The sequence below is a fragment of the Pedobacter steynii genome (genome assembly GCF_001721645.1).
Lineage (GTDB): Bacteria > Bacteroidota > Bacteroidia > Sphingobacteriales > Sphingobacteriaceae > Pedobacter > Pedobacter steynii_A.
The window spans coordinates 318045-334320 of record NZ_CP017141.1; the positions used below are offsets into that span (position 1 = coordinate 318045).

Sequence of the window (16276 nt, forward strand, 5' to 3'; positions counted from 1 at the left end):
CTGGGATTCAGGGGGCGCGAATAAAGGAAATAAAAAAGCCTGCGCTTGACCTTCAGGAAAGCGCAGGCATAAAAAATATAAAATCAGTTATTTTAAGCAATCTGTTTCTTCTTTCTTTTCACCAGCAGGTAGCAGATGTATAAAAGCAGGATCCATCCGGGAATGAGTTCTACGGAGACTTTCATACCGGTAATCCACATGATGGCTAAAATTCCAATGAGAAAAACCAAACAGATATAGTTCGATAACGGATAAACGAAAGAAGGAAACTTGGTCTTCACCTGCTCTTCTTTTTTTCTCTTTCTGAATTTCAAATGAGTAATACTGATCATTAACCAATTGATCATTAAAGAAGAAACTACCAGTGACATCAGGATTCCCAACGCTTTTTCCGGGATCAGTTTATTAACTACAATACAGATTGCGGCAAAAACACTGGACACCAGAATGGCTTTTATCGGTACATGGTTTTTATTCAGTTTCTTTAGGAAAGCAGGTGCATTCCCTTGCTCTGCCAAGCCAAAAAGCATACGGCTATTGCTGTATACACAGCTATTGTAAACCGATAATGCGGCCGTTAAAACAATCAGGTTAAGCACATTGGCAATGATACTCGTGAAGTAAATGGTCTTTCCGAACAAGTCAAACTGGAAGCCTTTTAAGCTTTCAAAAACCATCACAAAAGGACTGCTATCTGTAGTGATGCTTTTCCATGGTGATAAGGAGAACAGGATGACTAATGCACCTACATAGAAAATCAGGATGCGATAGATCACCTGATTGGTTGCTTTAGGGATTGTTTTTTCAGGATTTTCTGCTTCCGCAGCGGTGATGCCGATCAATTCCAATCCGCCGAAAGAAAACATAATCAGCGTAATCGCGGCAAACAATCCTTCAAACCCACCTTTTCCGTCAGAACCAAACCATCCTTTCGCGAAGAAACCGCCATCATTCCAAAGATTTTGGATGCTTGCTTTTTCACCACCCGTCCCACTCAGTAACAGATAGGCACCAAAAGCAATCATCGCTATGATGGCAACGACTTTGACGATAGAGAACCAGAATTCCACTTCCCCATAGACTTTAACGGAAGTCAGATTTAAGGCGTTGATGGTCAGGAAAAAGAAAAGGCTGGAAGACCATAAAGGAATTTCCGGCCACCAGAAATGTACATAGATACCAATGGCTGTCAGCTCCGACATGCTCACCAGGATATAGAGTACCCAATAATTCCAGCCCGAGGCAAAACCTGCAAAGGGGCCCCAGTATTTATAGGCAAAGTGACTAAAACTTCCTGATACAGGCTCCTGTACTACCATTTCACCCAATTGGCGCATGATAAAAAAAGCAATGATACCCGCTAAAGTATATCCTAAAATTACAGAGGGTCCTGCGAGCACTGCTGCCGGCCCGATCCCTAAAAATAAGCCCGTTCCTATGGCACCGCCAAGGGCAATTAACTGAATATGTCTGTTTTGCAATCCCCTTACCAGTTTCTGCTCCTCAGGCTTTTGCAGTTCAGATTTTTCGTCTACTTGTTTCAATTTATATCGTATTGATTTGATGGCAAAATGAGTAATTCAGCAAAAATGTAAACTTATATTCATATCAGCGATTAAAAGACTAAATAATTTGAGTTGTTTTTATACACATCCAAAGATGGAATTCATTAGGCCAATACATACACCATTAAATCAAGATATATAGATATCTAGATGTCATGAATTAAAATTTAAAGTCTGGATATGGAAAGTTCAGGTTTTATGCATCTCCATATTAAATCTTAAAAATTATGGAAGAGCAGATCAACAATGCCCGTTTGAGTTTCAAGTGTAAAGAGAATTGGGATGCCATGACGCCCGAAGCTGATGGCCGGTTTTGTGGGGTTTGTCAAAAAAAGGTGTACGATTTAACGGATAAAAAAGCGGCCTATTTTATCCGGATTATGCAGGAGAACAACAATAATGTTTGTGGCAGATTCAGCAGTGATCAATTGATTGCCCCGGCTCATGGCCCAAAATCAACCTGGAAAAAATGGGCTATAGCGGCGATGGTTTTCATCGGTATCGGGACTGCTGGACAAGAGGCAAATGCACAGGAAAAAATGTTGGGTAAAGTTGCCCCAAAAGTAGCGGAGCCAGACTGCGATAAAATAATGACCATGGGAATTGTAATGCCCCCAATTACAGCAGCTGAGGAATTAAGGTCTTTACATGGCTACATTGCTCAGCACTGCAAAGTCCCTGCTTCTACAAATGGCAGGATGATCGTTTCTTTTAGCGTTAGAAATAACGGCAGTTTAAGCAATATCGCGCTTACCGAGCAGTTACCAAAAGCTGTTCGGGACGACGTATTAAAAGCCATAAAAACCGCTCATAAATGGAATGTTCAAAAGAAGAATGATACTTCCCGTTATACCATGCATCTTACTTTCAAAAACGGAAAGATCCTGCCTTACGGGAGTTAAAGGATAAAAACAAACCGGAATACCTGTTGATTCCGGCTTGTTTTATTTCCAATACGTTAGCAATGGTTATTGAGCCATTTTAAAACCAATGCTTTAGCCTGCTCCACATAGTCAAATTTTTGCCCGAACATATTGGTTCCTTTTATTCCCCAGGCATGATCTCCCTGAGGAAATATATACAGTGTTGCAGGAATCTGTTGTTGTTTCAGCGCTTCATAATACAAAGTGCTGTTAACCGGGGATACAATGGTATCATCATCACTGGTTAAGATTAACGTGGGTGGCGTATTTGGCTGGACCTGCTTTTCGCAAGAATAGTTCGCTATGGCTAATGAAGAAGGTTCTGCTCCCAGCAAGTTTTGCTGAGTGTCTTTTTGTGTATGTAGTCCCATGGAAATCACCGGATAGAACAAAATTGAAAAGTCAGGCCGGGTACTGATCCCCTCTTCTGAGAATAAAGTAGCCGATAAGGCAGCCAGGTGACCTCCTGCGGAAAATCCAGCTACCCCAATTTTGTTTTCATTTAGTTTCAGCCCTTTGGCGTTCTTCCGGATATAGCGGATGGATTCCTGAACATCATCCAATGGAATTTCTTTGTTTCCATTTGGCATTCTGTATTTCAACACGATTCCTGTGATGCCGATCGTGTTGAGCCATTCGGCAAAATCGTAGCCTTGTGTCGTGATGGCTAATCCGGCATAAGCCCCTCCGGGGCATATGATTACCGCAGCGCCTATATTTATCTTATCGTCCGGGCTATAGATGATCAGCTCTGTTTCTGTAACATTGGTCAGCTCCAGGATCACTTCCGGGTCCAGAACTTCGTTGCCGGATAATCCGCTATTGACAGGTGGATTTCCATTCCACAGGTTTAGTCTTTCTATCTTTTTCATTTCTTTCTCTATTTAATTACTGATTTAAGGCTTTCCTGACTTTTGGGGCTATTTTAGTTCCGTATATTTCAATGGATTTCATCAGATGGGGATGGTCTGGAGCACCCACATCCAGATGTGCAGAAAAACGGGTAATTCCGTATAGTTCCTGTGCGTACAATATTTTATCAACCACCTCTTCTGCATCGCCGACAAACAAAGCACCTGCTTTAGACCTTCCGAAATCATATTGTTCCCTCTGAAAAGGAAACCATCCTCTTGTCCTTCCGATCCTGTCCATTTGCGCTGCGTATAAAGGATAGTAGTATTCACTGATTGCATTGGCATGTTCTCCAAACAGGGAATGCGAGAACATCCCCACCTGGAACTTTGACATATCATGTCCAAACTCCTGATAAGTCTCTTTATACAGATCATAAAGGGGCTTAAACCGCAGGAGTGGTGTTCCTGCTACGATGGCAAAAACCAATGGCAGTCCCAGCCTTCCTGCACGAACTACGGACTCTGATGTTCCACCCGCAGCGATCCATACGACCAGCTTGTTGTTTACTGCTCTGGGTAGCACCTGTTGTCCATCCAGGGCCGCCCGAAAGCGACCTTGCCAGTTAATGGTCTCTTCTTTGTTGATTTTTAACAGCAGGTCCAGTTTCTCTTCAAATAAAGCACTGTAATCATGGAGATGGTATCCAAACAGCGGAAAAGATTCCGTAAAGCTTCCTCTTCCGGCCATCAATTCGGCCCTGCCTCCGGAGAGCAGGTCGACCATCGCAAAGTTCTGATAAAGTTTAACCGGATCTGAAGAGCTTAATACCGTTACAGAACTGCTTAATTTTATTCTTTTGGTGACAACCGCCGCAGCTGCAAGGATGATTTCCGGGCTTGGCACCGCATATTCCGGTCGGTGGTGTTCCCCTATTCCTAAAAGATCGATACCTACATCATCGGCAAGTTTAATTTCTTCCATGAGCTCTTTCAGGCGCTGTTGAGTGGATTGTATTTTCCCGGTGGCGGGGTCGACGTGTAAATCGCCAAACATGCTGATTCCTAATTCCATATCTATTTATTTTATGTTGTATTTTAGAACAATCGTTCTATTATTGATTAAAAAAATTAGTTGTTTCTTTTTTCTTTCCAGACATCGAGATAGTCGTAAGTAGCATAGGCTTCCGTATTGAAAGCGCCCCATGCTCCTTTTTCTATGGCAAGATTTACGGTTCTAAGCTGACTTGGATGAAAGCTCAGGGTAATCAAGTGCCCCAATCCGATTAAGACTTTCCAACTGATTACTTCTACCTGCAAGGGTGGAAAAATCTCCCAGAACCGATTGTTGTTCAATACCTCAACTATCGCATCGAGGTTTCTGTGCTGCTGGTGTTTTAAGAGGTAAGTCAGCATCATTTTATCTGTTTCCATATATTTTTTACAGTATATTAATGGAACAATCATTCCATTATCGATTAAATTTTTTTGAGTTTCTTTTCCTCAGAATGTATTTAGTTTTTTAAACTGTCCAAAGTGGTTTTTGCCATTTGATCGACCATTTTCCGGTCGTTAAAAAGAGATTGCATCTGCCATAAACCGGCAAAACCTCCTACAATGAACTGAGCGGATTGCCTGGCATCTTTCTTCTTTGATATTTCGCCTTCCTGCTGTGCTTTAAGGATTAACTCTTCAAAAATTGAGATTAAGGAGTTGCTGAGTTGCTTTAGTAATGTCTTCACATCTTCGTCGAGCGGCGCCATTTCAAAAGAAGATTTGACTACCATACAGACCTTATCTTCTTCAAATGATCGTTTTATAGCTTTTTTGATCATGAGTTCAATGGCTTTGAATGGTGATTTCTCTCCTGCTGCTGCTTTTTTATATTCTCCGTAAGTTTCCAGGGCATAGTTTTGCAAGCTTTCTATAAATAGCTGATGTTTATCTCCGTAAGTATCGTACATACTCCCGCGATTCACTTTCATCTGGCTCACCAGGTCCTGCATGGAAGTTGCATGATACCCCTTTTCCCAAAATAAATCCCGGGCCTTTTCCAGCTTTTCAGTAGGGTCAAATTCTTTGTTACGTGCCATAGTGGGAGCAAAAGTATGTATTTAGAACGAATGTTCCAATTAAAATTTTTATTGCAGATGTTTTTTACCAAGATTTCACCTTCTGTTAAAATTATCGTGCAGTGGCAGTTTTTGGGACATTTGACCCTAGAATCTGAGCTAAATCATGCTGAACTTAGCACTAAGATATCGGAGGATATTCTACAACTGATCAACCATCGGATCAAATGACTTATCGGGAAAAAATGCGTTTTTGTTTTAGATTATTATTCATAACTAAGTTGTTTTCCGATGGTTCGCTCAGTTCTTGAATCAAATGATATCGAATAAAACTTTAAAGACCTTGACCAATGATTATATCTGTTTTAATGTATACAATTATTGCTTTATTCATTGCATTATGGATATATGCAGCAGTACCGAAGTTACGCAACATCACTTATTTCAAAGAGGTTTTGAAAAGCCAGGCCATTCCAAAATGGAGCGTTCCATGGCTAAGCTGGATGTTACCCCTTGTGGAATTAGGAACAGTGGTTTTATTGATTGTTCCGGAAACGAGATTGATAGGGATGTATTTGTCTTTGGCTATGATGAGCGTTTTTACAGTGTATGTAAGCGGAATTATCTTCCAGGTTTATGACATCTATCCTTGTCCATGTGGTGGCGTGTTTAGAAGAATGGGATGGAAAAAACATTTAAGGGTAAATCTGTTGCTGACTTTGATTGCCTTAGTTGGGGTGGTGTTGCTGCAGATGAGGTAATCAAAGATTGGTTTTAAAGGAGAGTGATAAGGGATGCCGAAAACCTTGAAAAGAGTAGGAAAAAAATAAAGTTTAAGCTTTTTGATTTATAAAAGCACTAAAATTATGGCTACATCATGGTTTAAATACACAGGGGGACCCGTTTGTAATCCTCTAAGTTATTCAGAAATAAGTGGAAATCCCAATTGCCCAGCTCCAAGACAACGCTTATGTGCAATTTTTGCAGAAGTTCAATTAATTGGGGACATTGTGCGGCCAATTATCACCAGTGCACTATGCGCAGAAATTAATGTTGCAATCACAACGTTGACACAATCATCTAACGTAAGGTTAAAGCCAAATTAGATTATCGATTATTCATTCCTAGAAAGGAATTAAAATATTGTTTAAACAATTGCTGTAAGTTTTGCAAGACTGAAAGCAAGGGAAATGCCGAAAACCTTAATATGAGTAGGCAAAGGGAAAGCTGAAAACCTTTAAAAGAGTAAGCAAAGAATTTAAATTTTATATATTATGGCAACTTCATGGTTTGTTTATAGTGGCAGCGGATCAGTTACAAGTCCTACTAGTTATGCAATTGTTAGCGGAGCTCCTACTTGTCCCTCTCCAAAACAACGCCTTTGTGCAATTTTTGCAGAAATTCAATTTATTAATGATGTGGAAAGACCAACTATCACTGGGTCTTTGGGCACAGAGATTAATACAGCAATCTCATCGTTAACAGAATCTGCCAACGTAAGGTTACGACCAAATCCTTAAAACAGGGACAAAGTCGAACAGGACTAACCAAAAATGGTTAGTCCTGTTATAATGATCTTATATTATTCTGGATCCATAATTATCTCAATAGCATTTTCCGGATTAAAAATGTGTTTGGCAAATTTCTGTACATTTTTAGGAGTAACAGATAATACCATTTTTTCATAGTCTAACCCACCATCTAATCCATAGACATTTAACATCCAGGCCTTATCAATCCAATAATAAGCATTTTTTTGCTGAGAGGAATCCTGTTTATAAATTTCTAATAAATTCTGTTTTACTTTTGTTAAGTTTTCTATGGCTGGCCCATGCGTTATGATTTCATGAATTTCATCATATACAATCTGCAGCAACTTTTCTTTCTTTGATGGGTCAGTATCAAAAACAATTTGAAAAATGAAATTACCTACAGGAAAATTATAGATATCTGCGTATACACCCACTCCATATGTGCTTCCTTCCTTTTCTCTCATCTTTTCAGTATAAACAAGCTTCAACACCCCACGTAAGTATTCCATCATCATCTGGTTTTCCACGTTCATGACCATTTTACCAGTATAACCTATAGTAACTGTAGATTGCGGTATTTTCATCAGGGTTTTAAAATGTTTTTTAAAGTTTCTTTTAGGGGGGGAAGCATAGTGATCAATCATCTTCTCTTGTATGTTCAATGTTGGAAGCGATCCTATATACTTTTCTACCATCAATTTAATACTATCTATTTTCACATTTCCTGTTATAAAAAATGTAAAATCAGCCGCATTGCCAAAGCGTTCTTTATAAATCCTAATGATCTTATCATAATCCACTTTATCAAGTGTTTTAACTTCATTCAGTGAAATAAGTGCACGTGGATGATGATCATTCATAATGGAATTTAAAGTATCCATATAAATAGTCTTAGGATTTGATAAAAGCTTGGACAGTTCATTCCTTTTTGACTCTATATATTTTTCAAAGACCTCAGTTTGCTCTTCAATACGAGTCATTTTCAAATACAACAACTTGAAAAAAACTTCCGGATTTTTCAAGTTACTGGTCTTTCCTCCAAGCGTTTCGTTATAACTATCTACTTTGAAAGTTAGCGAGGCCTTCCTCTCGGGATCAGTCAATCCTCCCAGGTTAATAATGGAATTCATAGCCAATCCAGAAGGTAAATCTGATGTATTTAATACAGACAAGCCTCCAGGGCTATATCCCCAGATATAAAGGTCCCCATCTTTTTCATCAGTTTTTTTAAACTGTACTTTTGCTCCATTAGATAATGTCCATTGGACAAATCCAAAAGGTTCTTGTTCTGTTTTAACTACTTTTCCGCCTTTCACTTCTATTGAAGGCAATGGGTCAATTTTTCTTATACTTTTTGCGACATAGGGCTGCAATTCCAGGTGTTTTATGGTCTCCCATATTGTAAGTACGCCCTGCTTATCAGGAAGTACCTTTTGTTGCTGAGGTCCAGTGATCGTAATCACCATATTAGTATCACCCAATAAACTTTGAACCATTGTGTTTAGTTCCTGCAATTTCAAAGATGCAATAAGTTCCTTGCCCTGTTGGTATTCCCAGTCAGCATTGGCAAAAGGCTCATTCTTGGTAAAATTAGCTATGCATTTGAGTACATACTCAAAATTCTCTCTTTTACTTCGCCCATTATATTCCCCTTCAAGCAAACGTAATGTATTGTCTTTATAAATTTTCAATTCTTGTTCTGTAAATCCAAAACGTTTGACCCTTTCAACTTCAGTCAACAACCCCTTAAGTGCAACAGCCGTACTATCTTTATTCCGGGGCATACCACTGACGGACAGCGCCTGTCTTCCTGATGCTACAAAAAAATCATCAACAATAGCATTTACACCCATATAAGTTGATTTCGCTTCGCTACTAAGCTGTGAAAAGCGGTTCATCAATATATTTCCAATTCCTTTATTTATCATTTTTATTTTATAATAATCCGGTGTTGATTTATGGCCTATTGGATCATTCTGCAGCTTCCAATAAACATTTATGTTAATGTCAGCCAATTCCGGATCTGTGGCAATAGCTACAATGGGAGTTTTATTGTCAGGTATATTGAATTCAGGACGTATTGAAGGATTTTTATGCTTAGGGATAGTGTTAAACAGCTTTTTAAGCTTTATTTCTATCTGCTGAACATCAATATCCCCGACAACAATAACAGCCTGTAAGTCTGGCCTGTACCATTTATAGTAATATTCCTTCAGCTGCTGTACCTTAAAATTATTCACTACCTCCATTGTCCCAATAGGAATGCGGTTAGCATAGGGCGAGATGGCATAAATTATAGGAAAAATTCCATTTTCCAACACTCTTATACTTCCTGTAGACCGAGTTCTCCATTCTTCCCTGACAATTCCTCTTTCTTCATCAATATCCTTATCATTATTGTCAATAAACCCTGACCAGTCATACAATACCAGGAGAGCAGTGTCTACAATACCTTGGGTATTTATCGGAATGTCGGTTAAACGATATATAGTCTCATCATATCCCGTGCTTGCATTGATATTACTGCCAAACCTGATTCCTTTTTTCTCCAATTCGCTGATCAGTGTTTTCCCGGGAAAGTGTTTTGTACCATTAAAGGCCATGTGCTCCAAGAAATGAGCTAATCCACGTTGGTTTTCTTCTTCCAATACTGATCCAACTTTTTGTACAAGATAAAAGTCTGCGCGTCCTTTTGGCTTATCATTATGCAGTAGGTAATAGGTTAATCCATTACTTAATTTTCCAGTACGGAGTCTAGGCTCCAAAGGAATAGACTGGGCTATTGCGGTATAATAGGTACTTACAAGAGTAAATAAAATGATTAAATTGATGTAACTGGTTTTCTTATTCATTTGTGGACTATTAATTCTTTTAATATTATTTGTTATTCTTTTCCGTCAAGACAAATACTTCCAGTTCTCTTTCTTCTTCTCTTAAGTCAAGTCCGTAGGCTTGCAATGAGGCACGTAAGGCAGGAATGTTCTTCCAGGAATCAAATTTTAAATCTAAATCTACTTCTCCCGTATACCCCGTTTCGTTAAAAAATGGCGGGTTGCCATAATGTTGATTAATTTCCCATACAAGATTGTCAAATGTGTCTTTACGAAATGTTTTAACAGAACCATCAAGGTGGTTATCACGCTCTTCGGCAATTGATCTGAATTTCTCAGTTGAATCTGAGCGAATCAATGCCAAACATTTAATTTTCCTATGTTCAAACCTGCCATACAGGCCAAGTAAATAATCCAGGTCATTAATAATGTCACGACTACGCTGCTCAACAGTTCTTCCGGTATCAGCAGTGACAGATTCATAACAGATCCAGGTCTTTCTTGCTATATCAAAATTGGTAGCATTACCATCCGTTTTTATAAACCTGGAAAGATCTTTTACTTCAAACACTATATTCGTAGGTACCGGAAATAAAGGAGATTTCCCTGTAGCTGCTCTGATCTTATTCCAATTTACTAGGTAAATATTATAAATGGGAAGATTAACCACGTAAGTCCTCAAAAGACGATTCACCGAGTCATAAGAACTACCGTTTGTACTAAAAGGTGGACCTACCCGATAGCCAAATATGGCTGCATATCTTTTTAAATCAGGATTCCCCAGAAACTGCTTAGCGTTAGGGCGCATCAGTGGCTTTTTTACGTCGACCCAAGGTAAAAAGTCATCCTTCAGTGGCCAATCGTTCTTTTTACCATCCAATATCAATTGGATATTTTTTCTAGTTACATAATCTTTTTCAGTTATAGCTATTACTTTCCCTTTATAAATCCATACTTCGTGGGGCTGTGCATTATGTTTAAATAAGGCAGATAGAATCTTATCCTCTATAACAGTTATAACCTTTGTATTTCGTAAATAGCGATTTTTAACTAAAAACTTACTGATTATATCCATAGTTTCATGCGTCACCGGAAGCATTTTGATTCTGTTACCAAATTCCTGTTGCAATTCCATTATATGGGGCAGTGCTTCAACGCAGGAACTGCAGGTAGTGGCCCAAAAATCAAGGATGAGCAGCTGGTCTGCAAAATCAAACATTCTGGCACTAGCACTTTTATCATTTAGAATCTTAGAAATCAAAACATTAGGGACTTTATCTCCTATTTTCAGATGATCAATTTTCTCTCGTTTAGACGGTAGTGATTTATGAAAACCAACAGGTCTATTTTTTTGGGCTGTAACACTTAAACTCAGTACGATTAGCAATAACAAGATAAATGATGTGATTTTCATAGTCAATATTTTTTAAACAGGCGCAGCTTAATAAGGTTACGCCTGTTATGATAATTTATTTTAGCGGGGATTCTGTGGAAGATTTACCCGCTCCAATACCTCGCGGGGAATTAATAAAGTATAACGTGGATCCTTAGGAGGAAGTGTATAAATTTGCGAGTTTAATGTGCGCGTAAGTGTAACTGCAAAATGGCCTTCCTTATTAAGTCTGCGCAGGTCTGTCCACCTAAGACCACGATAAGGAAGTTCTTTCCTACGCTCCGCAATTACAATATCCAGTGCTACGGATGCATTAGCAGCAATCTGGTCTACATACATTGTTTTACCTGTTACTGAATTAACAGCCCAGCGGGTTCTTAACAAGTCATTAACATCCTTCATTGCGTCTGCTATATTCCCTGCTCTTGCCGAACATTCAGCTCTGATCAAGTACAACTCATCTGTTGCCAGACCATTAAAGATAGAACCTGTATAATAAGCACCTTTAAAATTATAAGTTCCATCTCCGTTATTTTTATAAAAGATATCCCGCCTTAAATCTCCTTCGGCATACGACTTATATAATGTTTCAGGAACTCCCCCACTAAAAATGGGTACATTTCCTGAACCAATAAGATTATAAATCACTTCCTGATTGTAGGGTGAAATCGGATTATCAAGTGTGAAATCCAGATTTTTGAATTCCATCAATACGTTATACTGCTTTAAACTTGCATCTGCATTTTTAAAGGCGTTTGGATAATCTCCCATCGTTAAATATATCCTTGCCAATGCTGCAAACCCTGCAGCCTTTACAGGCATGGCAATTGACCTTGTTACACGGTCTATAGGCTGTCCTTCTGGCAAAAGCGCCACCGCTTCAGTCAGGTCCTGAACAATCCTTGAATAAGTTTGCTGAACCGTACCACGGTTTGATTCTTCACTGATGCTGGACGTTAACTTTAACGGAATCCCTAAATCCTGTCCCGAGGTGGCCGGATCATAAGGCTTTGCAAATATCTGTGCCAGGCAGTAAAAATTCAAAGCCCTCAAAAGCAATGCAGCCCCCTTTAATTTATTCCATTGTAGTTGTTCACTCTGTGTTGGCGTAATTTCACCTAATGTTTCAAGAATTTGATTCGTAACAAGAATGGTACTATAAGGGCTAAACCAATTACTGACATTTATATTGGCGTCCGTTTGCCAGACATATGCTTCTTTATCATTCTGGTTGATGGAGTTCCAGACTGGAAATGTTAAAATATAGTCATCAGAAGACACCTCAATACCTAGCGGATAAGTATTACTTAACAAAGTAACATTATTTAACAACGATTGACAATCCCTAAGACTAGCAGGAATTACTTGTTTTTTATCTGGTTTCAGGTCAAGATATTTCTGACATGAGTTTAAGCTAAACAAGATCATCACTATAAATATTCGATAAATAGATTTCATGACTTTAGATATTATAAATTAGCGTTTAAACCGAATGCGATGGTACGAGGAGCTGGATAATCGAGATTAAATTCAGGATCAATACCTAATTTGTTTGCCCTCCAAAGGATTCCCAGGTTACTGATGTTTGTAAAAAATCGTATGTTTTTAACCGGCCAACTAGGTTTGTTCAATGTATAGCTGAAAATAATATCCTGCAGGCGGATATGATCTGCTTTTTCTACTAAAGCAGCAGATCCAGCATAAAATTGATCTCTCGAAAAATCATTAGGATAAATAAACGACGGTACATTCGTTGTAAATTCATCACCTGGCTTCTGCCACCGTTTACTGTAATCTGGGTGACCAATTCCTCCCGCGGTGTTTATTAATGCGGTATAATCAAGTGCTTGTCTCCTGAAAAAATGACCAAATTTAGCAGTAATATTTGCAGAAAGGCTGAAGTTTTTAAATGAAACAGTGTTTCGAAAAGCACCGGCATAAACCGGAGTAGCTGGGCCGTTATATTTTAGCTGATCAGGAGTTGTATTTATTAGTGCATCATAATCCTTGCTAATCTGACCATTAAGTAATCCCTGGGGATCACCTGTCTGCGGATCTAAACCAGCCCATTGATATGAATATATGGCGGCAACAGGTCTGCCTACCATTTGAAAAATATTAATTACCGGGGTTACTTCGATAAAACTTGAAGCCTGACTTGGTACGGGCTTCAACTCGGTGACTTTATTAACGTTATAACTAAGAATTAGGTCTGTATTCCATTTAAACAGGCTAGTTTTTGAAAGATTAGTTGAATGGAACGACAGATCTAGCCCTTTTGCCTTTAGTCCTGTGCTGTTGTAAGTAGTAAATCTAAACCCGGTGGTATAGTCTAATGGAGCAGTGAACAATGCATCTTTCACATTTTTGGTGTAGTATTCAATACTACCAGAGAGAATGTTATTTTTTAGTCGGAAATCAATGCCAAAATTCAACATCCCCACTCGTTCCCAACGAAGCTCTTCATTCGCAGGATTAATCAGATCAGCATAAGGCAATCCAGTATCTGGATCATTTGTTGAACCATATCGAATGGTACTATAAGCAGATAAACTAGGATTTGTATTGCCCTGGTAGCCATATGTTGTCCTCAATTTTAAATAGGGTAAGCTCAAAAACTGATAAAAAGGTTCTCTTGAAATATCCCAGCTCAGCCCACCTGAGTAAAATGGAGCCCCTCTTAAATTTGTATTTACGCCGAAAAGATTAGCCGCATCCTTGCGCCCACTTGCAGAAAAGGTATAACGATTGTTATAGGTGTAGGAAGCATTCGCATAGAAAGAAGTAAAGCGAGAAGTCACATCTGTAAAATTGATTCCACTCGGCATACTTACAAAATTAGAAAATGAAATAAATTGGGTTTTATTATCTACATCAGCGTAAGTCAAAAGTTGATCATTATAACCGTAGACATTGCGGCTATTTGAACTAGTGTGATTTTCACGCTGTTCTACACCGGCAATGGCATTCAATTGATGCTTATCATTCCAGTTTTTATTGATATTAAGCTGTCCACGCAGATTAGACAAATTGTTATTTCCTGTTGTCATTCCCAATATAGATCCCAAAGGAAGATTCCTGATTACTTCTGAGCCATTGAACTGAGTCAAAAGATTGATCTGGTTCCTTGTGTAATAAGATTCTTGGGTTTGCAGATTTTTAAGATCTGTTAAGGTTCTACCATATTGATACATGATCTCTGCACTAATTATCTGAGAAAACTTATATTTTGCAGTCAGATTTAGGAGCAAATCATATGTTTTTTGAGTATTTGAACTGGCATTCATTTCGGCAAGTGGTCGCCATCTCCAGTCAATGTAATTTGGATTTGCTATTTCATTCAAAAATTTCACTCTCCTGTCTCTACCTACTATAAGTGGATTGCCTTCATCATCTGCCAGTCGGGTATAAGGAAGAATGCTTTTGTTATAGTCCAAACGACTAAATGCCCCTGCAGAACGATTCACTTTTTGGATGTAAAAAGTTCCGGCAGTGATCTCAAGATTTTGCACCGGGCTATAAGAAAAATCTGACCGCAGGGTAGCTCTATAATCGTTGCTCGTTTTTATACTGGCATTGTTCTTATCATATCCTCCAGAAATGCTATAGCTGAATTGTCTTCCACCACCATTCAGGCTTAAAGCATACTGCTGGGCCATAGCATCTCGGTACACATATTTTAAATAGTCATTCCGTACATCGTAAGTCCGCAATACATCAATCTTGGCATTGGCCTCAGCCAATGTAAGTGTACCTCCAGGTCTTGTCTGAGCAAGTAATTCCACCACTGGAGAGAGGTAGGGATAAGACCTGGTATTGTTGATTCTCCCATCATAAAATCCGGCATTATAAAGTGTAGTTTCCACATCAATATAATCAGAGCTGCTCATTTGTCGAACAGCAAACAGATCCGGCTTTTCTGTTACTGTTAAATTTGTATTAAAGGAAATCTGTAAAGGTTTATCATACATTCCCTTTTTTGTAGTAATCACAATTACCCCATTGCCTGCGCGTGCGCCCCAGATAGAGGCAGCTGCAGCATCTTTCAGAATAGTAACACTCTCTATATCATTAGGATTAATATTATTGACATCTCCTTCATATGGAAAATTGTCTAAAACTATGAGTGGAACGGCAATAGCCTGAGTAAGCGTACTCAATCCACGGATACTAACATTGCCAGCACTTAGCTTACCCTCCCGGATTAATCGTCTGTCTACCAACAAACCGGGTATTATCCCTTCCAGTCTGGTGAGAATATTAGAACCGTTTGTGCGATTCAGTAAAACGTTATCAATCTTTTCAAAAGACCCGGTTGACCTTTCTTTAGGAATGGTCTGATAACCAGTACTGACCACCGAGACCTCTTCCAGCTGTCCGGTGACTGGTTCCAGGCGAATAACTAAATCCACATCCGCTCCTGACACATTCACTTCCTTTGTTTTATATCCTACATAAGAAACGATCAACACCGCATTTTCTCCTGGAACGTTCACAGAGAATCTTCCTTCAGAACTGGTTACAATCGAAACTTTAGATTCATTCCCTTTCAACTTTACTGTTGCCCCGGGCAACCCCTGCCCCTTCTCATCCACGACTCTCCCTCGGACGACAATATCTAACGAGGGCTTTTCGCTCCCATTCAAACCAACCTCATCTTTCTCCGATACAATTATCGTCTGATCTTTTACAAGATATTTCAATGGCTGCCCCTCAAATATTTTTGTCAACACCTCATTCAATTCTACATTCTTAACATTTATCGTTACCTCTTTCGTCCCTTTCAGTGTCGTGGCGGTAAACATAAAATCGTAACCCGTTTGTGCCCGAATCGCTCTGAATACCTTCATCAATGAGGCGTTTTTCTCCGACAAAGTGATTTTCTGTGCAAAGGAACTTGCACTTACCTGCATGATTGCTGAAATTAAAAGAATGGTGATTAGGTTAATTCTCATGATCCATTTCCTTTTATCTGAATCGCTGATCCGGCAAAATGCCGAGGTCATAAACAGCAGTAGTTTAGCTAGGTAGCACGACGGCTCCCATAGACATTTCCTGTAAAAACTGTACATTTGTTTAGTTTGGGTTTATGCGTTGCGCCTTTTCATT

12 protein-coding genes are annotated in these 16276 nt (G+C 39.0%); 3 read left to right on the forward strand and 9 right to left on the reverse strand.

Translation table 11 applies throughout. The features are described from left to right. Positions 1 to 92 precede the first annotated feature (92 nt). Positions 93 to 1544, reverse strand: a complete 1452-nt coding sequence (locus tag BFS30_RS01390) for an amino acid permease (protein WP_237028691.1) — start codon at positions 1542 to 1544, stop codon at positions 93 to 95. Between the two features lie 248 nt (positions 1545 to 1792). Here BFS30_RS01390 and BFS30_RS01395 point away from each other — a divergent pair, with 248 nt between their 5' ends. Next, on the forward strand, positions 1793 to 2467 hold the full coding sequence (locus BFS30_RS01395; RefSeq protein ID WP_069377638.1) for a hypothetical protein: 675 nt from the start codon (positions 1793 to 1795) through the stop codon (positions 2465 to 2467). A gap of 56 nt (positions 2468 to 2523) precedes the next feature. On the opposite strand, the gene BFS30_RS01400 is transcribed toward BFS30_RS01395, so the two are convergent. The 4 genes from BFS30_RS01400 to BFS30_RS01415 all read right to left on the reverse strand — a co-directional run bounded on the left by BFS30_RS01400 (position 2524) and on the right by BFS30_RS01415 (position 5432). Then, on the reverse strand, positions 2524 to 3360 hold the full coding sequence (locus BFS30_RS01400; RefSeq protein WP_069377639.1) for an alpha/beta hydrolase: 837 nt from the start codon (positions 3358 to 3360) through the stop codon (positions 2524 to 2526). Positions 3361 to 3376: 16 nt separating this feature from the next. Further along, entirely contained in the window at positions 3377 to 4414 is a 1038-nt protein-coding gene (locus tag BFS30_RS01405) for an LLM class flavin-dependent oxidoreductase (RefSeq protein ID WP_069377640.1), read from the reverse strand. 56 nt (positions 4415 to 4470) lie between these two features. Then, the gene (locus tag BFS30_RS01410) at positions 4471 to 4773 is read right to left on the reverse strand and encodes a hypothetical protein (RefSeq protein ID WP_083251897.1); all 303 of its coding nucleotides are present in this window, start codon (positions 4771 to 4773) and stop codon (positions 4471 to 4473) included. A gap of 80 nt (positions 4774 to 4853) precedes the next feature. Next, positions 4854 to 5432: a TetR/AcrR family transcriptional regulator gene (locus tag BFS30_RS01415; RefSeq protein WP_069377642.1), complete on the reverse strand. Its 579-nt coding sequence runs from the start codon at positions 5430 to 5432 to the stop codon at positions 4854 to 4856. A gap of 347 nt (positions 5433 to 5779) precedes the next feature. Between BFS30_RS01415 and BFS30_RS01425 the strand changes: the two genes are divergently transcribed. Next, positions 5780 to 6172, forward strand: a complete 393-nt coding sequence (locus BFS30_RS01425; RefSeq protein WP_069377644.1) for a MauE/DoxX family redox-associated membrane protein — start codon at positions 5780 to 5782, stop codon at positions 6170 to 6172. A gap of 513 nt (positions 6173 to 6685) precedes the next feature. Beyond that, complete coding sequence (locus BFS30_RS27905) at positions 6686 to 6931, forward strand: hypothetical protein (RefSeq protein ID WP_167353113.1); 246 nt, start codon at positions 6686 to 6688, stop codon at positions 6929 to 6931. A 62-nt stretch (positions 6932 to 6993) separates the two neighbouring features. Here BFS30_RS27905 and BFS30_RS01435 read toward each other — a convergent pair whose 3' ends face one another. The 4 genes from BFS30_RS01435 to BFS30_RS01450 are packed head-to-tail and all read right to left on the reverse strand — an operon-like array spanning position 6994 to position 16122. Beyond that, complete coding sequence (locus BFS30_RS01435) at positions 6994 to 9795, reverse strand: M16 family metallopeptidase (RefSeq protein ID WP_069377646.1); 2802 nt, start codon at positions 9793 to 9795, stop codon at positions 6994 to 6996. Positions 9796 to 9820: 25 nt separating this feature from the next. After that, positions 9821 to 11188 (reverse strand): TlpA family protein disulfide reductase, encoded by a 1368-nt coding sequence (locus BFS30_RS01440; RefSeq protein WP_069377647.1) that lies wholly within the window; start codon positions 11186 to 11188, stop codon positions 9821 to 9823. 60 nt (positions 11189 to 11248) lie between these two features. Next, the gene (locus BFS30_RS01445; RefSeq protein ID WP_069377648.1) at positions 11249 to 12625 is read right to left on the reverse strand and encodes a RagB/SusD family nutrient uptake outer membrane protein; all 1377 of its coding nucleotides are present in this window, start codon (positions 12623 to 12625) and stop codon (positions 11249 to 11251) included. 11 nt (positions 12626 to 12636) lie between these two features. Then, a complete protein-coding gene (locus BFS30_RS01450; protein ID WP_167353114.1) occupies positions 12637 to 16122 on the reverse strand; it encodes a SusC/RagA family TonB-linked outer membrane protein in 3486 nt (1161 codons plus the stop codon). Positions 16123 to 16276: the final 154 nt, after the last annotated feature.

What these genes read in the sequence shown, in the direction of transcription:
- BFS30_RS01395 (WP_069377638.1), top strand. Translation starts at nt 1,793, where the DNA reads ATGGAAGAGCAGATCAACAATGCCCGTTTGAGTTTCAAGTGTAAAGAG.
- BFS30_RS01400 (WP_069377639.1), bottom strand. Translation starts at nt 3,360, where the DNA reads ATGAAAAAGATAGAAAGACTAAACCTGTGGAATGGAAATCCACCTGTC.
- BFS30_RS01405 (WP_069377640.1), bottom strand. Translation starts at nt 4,414, where the DNA reads ATGGAATTAGGAATCAGCATGTTTGGCGATTTACACGTCGACCCCGCC.
- BFS30_RS01410 (WP_083251897.1), bottom strand. Translation starts at nt 4,773, where the DNA reads ATGGAAACAGATAAAATGATGCTGACTTACCTCTTAAAACACCAGCAG.
- BFS30_RS01415 (WP_069377642.1), bottom strand. Translation starts at nt 5,432, where the DNA reads ATGGCACGTAACAAAGAATTTGACCCTACTGAAAAGCTGGAAAAGGCC.
- BFS30_RS01425 (WP_069377644.1), top strand. Translation starts at nt 5,780, where the DNA reads ATGTATACAATTATTGCTTTATTCATTGCATTATGGATATATGCAGCA.
- BFS30_RS27905 (WP_167353113.1), top strand. Translation starts at nt 6,686, where the DNA reads ATGGCAACTTCATGGTTTGTTTATAGTGGCAGCGGATCAGTTACAAGT.
- BFS30_RS01435 (WP_069377646.1), bottom strand. Translation starts at nt 9,795, where the DNA reads ATGAATAAGAAAACCAGTTACATCAATTTAATCATTTTATTTACTCTT.
- BFS30_RS01440 (WP_069377647.1), bottom strand. Translation starts at nt 11,188, where the DNA reads ATGAAAATCACATCATTTATCTTGTTATTGCTAATCGTACTGAGTTTA.
- BFS30_RS01445 (WP_069377648.1), bottom strand. Translation starts at nt 12,625, where the DNA reads ATGAAATCTATTTATCGAATATTTATAGTGATGATCTTGTTTAGCTTA.
- BFS30_RS01450 (WP_167353114.1), bottom strand. Translation starts at nt 16,122, where the DNA reads ATGAGAATTAACCTAATCACCATTCTTTTAATTTCAGCAATCATGCAG.